The 3103-nt window shown below is 69.4% G+C and carries 4 protein-coding genes; 3 read left to right on the forward strand and 1 reads right to left on the reverse strand.

Translation table 11 applies throughout. From position 1 onward, the window contains the following. The 3 genes from DBR22_RS23765 to DBR22_RS08875 all read left to right on the forward strand — a co-directional run. On the forward strand, positions 1-711 hold a 711-nt coding region (locus DBR22_RS23765), incomplete at its 5' end, for a LolA family protein (protein WP_375134942.1). After that, positions 708-1676: an ABC transporter ATP-binding protein gene (locus DBR22_RS08870; RefSeq protein ID WP_258229107.1), complete on the forward strand. Its 969-nt coding sequence runs from the start codon at positions 708-710 to the stop codon at positions 1674-1676. The genes DBR22_RS23765 and DBR22_RS08870, both read left to right, overlap by 4 nt. A gap of 106 nt (positions 1677-1782) precedes the next feature. Beyond that, positions 1783-2616: an ABC transporter permease gene (locus tag DBR22_RS08875; protein ID WP_258229108.1), complete on the forward strand. Its 834-nt coding sequence runs from the start codon at positions 1783-1785 to the stop codon at positions 2614-2616. Between the two features lie 59 nt (positions 2617-2675). Here DBR22_RS08875 and DBR22_RS08880 read toward each other — a convergent pair. Beyond that, on the reverse strand, positions 2676-3103 hold a 428-nt coding region (locus DBR22_RS08880), incomplete at its 5' end, for a C40 family peptidase (RefSeq protein ID WP_146187441.1).

A 3103-nucleotide genomic window follows, 5' to 3' on the forward strand; every position in this document is an offset into this window, starting at 1 on the left:
CCCGAAGAACTCGCCAAGCGGTTCCTTGACGCAGCGGACAGTTCCACTTCAGTGACGGTGGGCCCCGAGGTCCAGGTGGCCGGACGGGCCGCGTACAGCCTGGTCCTGGCGCCGCGGACGGACGGAACCTTGCTGGAGAAGGCGGTGATCGCCATTGACGGCGAGACGGGAATGCCGCTGAAGGTTACCGTTTCAGCCCGAGGCCAGCAGGAACCCGCATTCGAGGCGGGCTTCACCAGCCTGACCTTGGCAGCGCCGGAGGATGGGATGTTCAACTTCACGACTCCTCCGGGTGCCACGGTCAAGGAGCTTCCGCTCCCGCAGGGCCCCATGATGCCGCATCAGCCGGGCATGACGCATGAGCAGGGCATGCCGGGCTTCCAGGGCGGTCCGGCAAACCCGGGAATGCTCCCGCCGGACCAGGTTCCCGGAAGTGAGCTTCACCAGCGGGATGCCGGCGCGCCCAAGCCCACCGTGACAGGAAAGGGCTGGGAATCGGTGATCGGGTTCCCTGCACCGCCGGACGGCCAGGGGGCGCAGCTGACTGAGGCCTTACTGACGGACCCGCTCCTGTCCCAGGCCGCCGTCGTCGTACCCGGCGGGCGGCTCCTGTCCACCTCGCTGGTCAACGTCCTGCTGACCGACGACGGCAGGATCTTTGTGGGGATGGTTCCGGCAGAGCGGCTGCAGGCCGCCGCCGGCGCAGCGTGAGGACCGCCGGGGCAACCGGCCTGAGCATAGAGACGCGCGGCCTGACCAAGAGGTTCGGCCAGCAGTTGGCGGTTGATGGTGTGGACCTCTCGGTGCCGCACGGCGCCGTGTTCGGCTTCCTGGGTCCCAACGGTTCCGGCAAAACCACCACTATCCGGATGCTCCTGGGCCTCGCCGCCGCGACGGCCGGGACAGTCAACGTCCTGGGCCATCAGATGCCGCAGCGGCTGGACGATGTCCTCCCGCGCGTCGGTGCCCTGGTGGAAGGGCCGGCTTTCTATCCCTTTCTGTCCGGCACGGCCAACCTGCGCCGGCTCGACGCCGCCAGCCGGCATGCGGCGCCTGCCACCCGGAACGCGCGCGTGGCTGCCGCGCTCGAGCGGGTGGGGCTCTCGCACGCCGCCGGAAAACGGGTGCACGCCTATTCGCTGGGGATGAAGCAGCGGCTGGGAATCGCCAACGCGCTGCTGTCACCACGGGATCTGTTGGTGCTCGATGAGCCCACCAACGGACTGGATCCGCAGGGGACGCGCGAGGTGCGGAGCCTGGTCCGGTCCCTCGCCGCAGACGGCGCCACGGTCTTCGTCTCCAGCCACCTGCTGGCGGAAGTGGAACAGATCTGCACGCATGCGGCCATCATGAGCGCGGGACGGCTGGTGGCCCAGGGGCCGCTCGCCGAGCTGCGCCAGGCGGGCGAAACGCGGATCCGCCTGATAACGCCCGACGCCGGGACGGCCTCCGCGATCCTGGTGCGGTTGGGCCTGACCCCGGGAACCGTCCACCGGGAAGCGGAGGGACAGGTCCTGACCGCCGTCGCGGCTGCTGCCCGGCTGGAGGCCCCGGAGGACATCGTGGCCGAGCTGGTGGCCGCAGGGGTGCGGGTCCGTGGCTTTGCGGTGGAACGGGAGAGCCTCGAGGAACGTTTTGTTGCCTTGACAGGGGAGGGGTTCGACGTTGCCCAGTAGTGGACCTGAAACAGCAGGAGCTCCGGACCAGGCCCGTGCTCCAGGAGCGGCACAGGCTGCTCCCGGTGCTCCACATGCACCCGGTGAGGCAGCTGCTCCCAGCCGCGTGAGTGCCCTTGGCCGCGGATCGAGCCTGTCCCTCCTGGCATCGGAGCTGACGACCCTTTTCAGGCGCCGGCGGACGCTGGCCATGCTGTTGGCGCTGGCCGCGATACCGGTACTGATCGCTGTCGCGGTCCGGCTGTCTTCAACGGTGCCGCCGGGAAGGGGGCCGGCGTTCCTGGACAGGATCACGCAGAACGGGCTGTTCGTGGCGGTCACGGCGCTGCTGGTGGCCGTGCCGCTGTTCCTGCCCCTCACCATCGGGGTGGTAGCCGGAGACACCATCGCCGGAGAGGCGAGCCTCGGCACCCTCCGCTACCTGCTCGTGGCTCCAGCCGGGCGGATCCGGCTGCTGCTGGTCAAGTACGCCGGCGCCCTGGCCTTCTGCCTGGCCGCGCCCATCACCGTGGCCCTCGCCGGGGCGGCCATCGGAGCGGCGCTGTTCCCCATCGGGCCGGTGACGCTCCTGTCGGGGGATGTGGTGCAGCCCCCTGAGGCGGCGCTCCGCCTGGTCCTCATTGCTGCTTATCTTGCGGTCTCACTCGCGGGGCTATCGGCGATCGGGCTGTTTGTGTCCACCTTGACTGTGGTCCCGGTCGGCGCGATGGCGGCCACGGTGGTGATTTCGGTGGCATCACAGATCGCGGACCAGCTGCCCCAGCTGGAGTGGCTGCATCCGTGGCTGTTCAGTCATTACTGGTTCGGGTTCGCCGATGTCCTCCGCCAGCCGGTGCTGTGGGATTCGTTCGCCGATAACGCCCTGCTGCAGGCCGGTTACATCGCCGTCTTCGGAGCGCTCGCCTACGGCAGGTTCGTCACCAAGGACATCCTGTCGTGAGGACCGGGCCGGGAGCTCCGCCCCCCGGGGTTTGAAACCTGCCGGAGCCCGGGGCGGGGTCAGTAGCGGGCGGCGTAGGGGTGGAGCTGCATCCCGGCCATCCGGCTGAGCTGCGTGATGCCAATGCCCTCGTCCGGATTCAGCGCCTGGACCACCTGGCCGTTACCCAGGTAGATGGCCACGTGGTAGAAACCCGGAGACGAACCCCAGACCAGCAGGTCGCCTCGCTGGGCCTGCGAGAGGGGCACGTGGACAGGGGCGGCGGCATACTGCTGCGCCGCGGTCCGCGGCAGGTACTTGCCGGCGGCGGCAAACGCCGTCTGCACCAGGCCGGAGCAGTCAAAGCCGTAGGCGCCGGTACCGCCATATTGGTAGAAGAACGGCGCGCCCACCTTGGACATGGCCACGGAGATGGCGGTCTCATTGGACCCGCCGGGTGACGGTGCGGGAGCCGGAGCCGGAGCAGGTGCGGGGGCTGGTGCAGGTG

This window comes from Arthrobacter sp. HMWF013, assembly GCF_003061105.1.
In the GTDB taxonomy this organism is placed as follows: Bacteria; Actinomycetota; Actinomycetes; order Actinomycetales; family Micrococcaceae; genus Arthrobacter.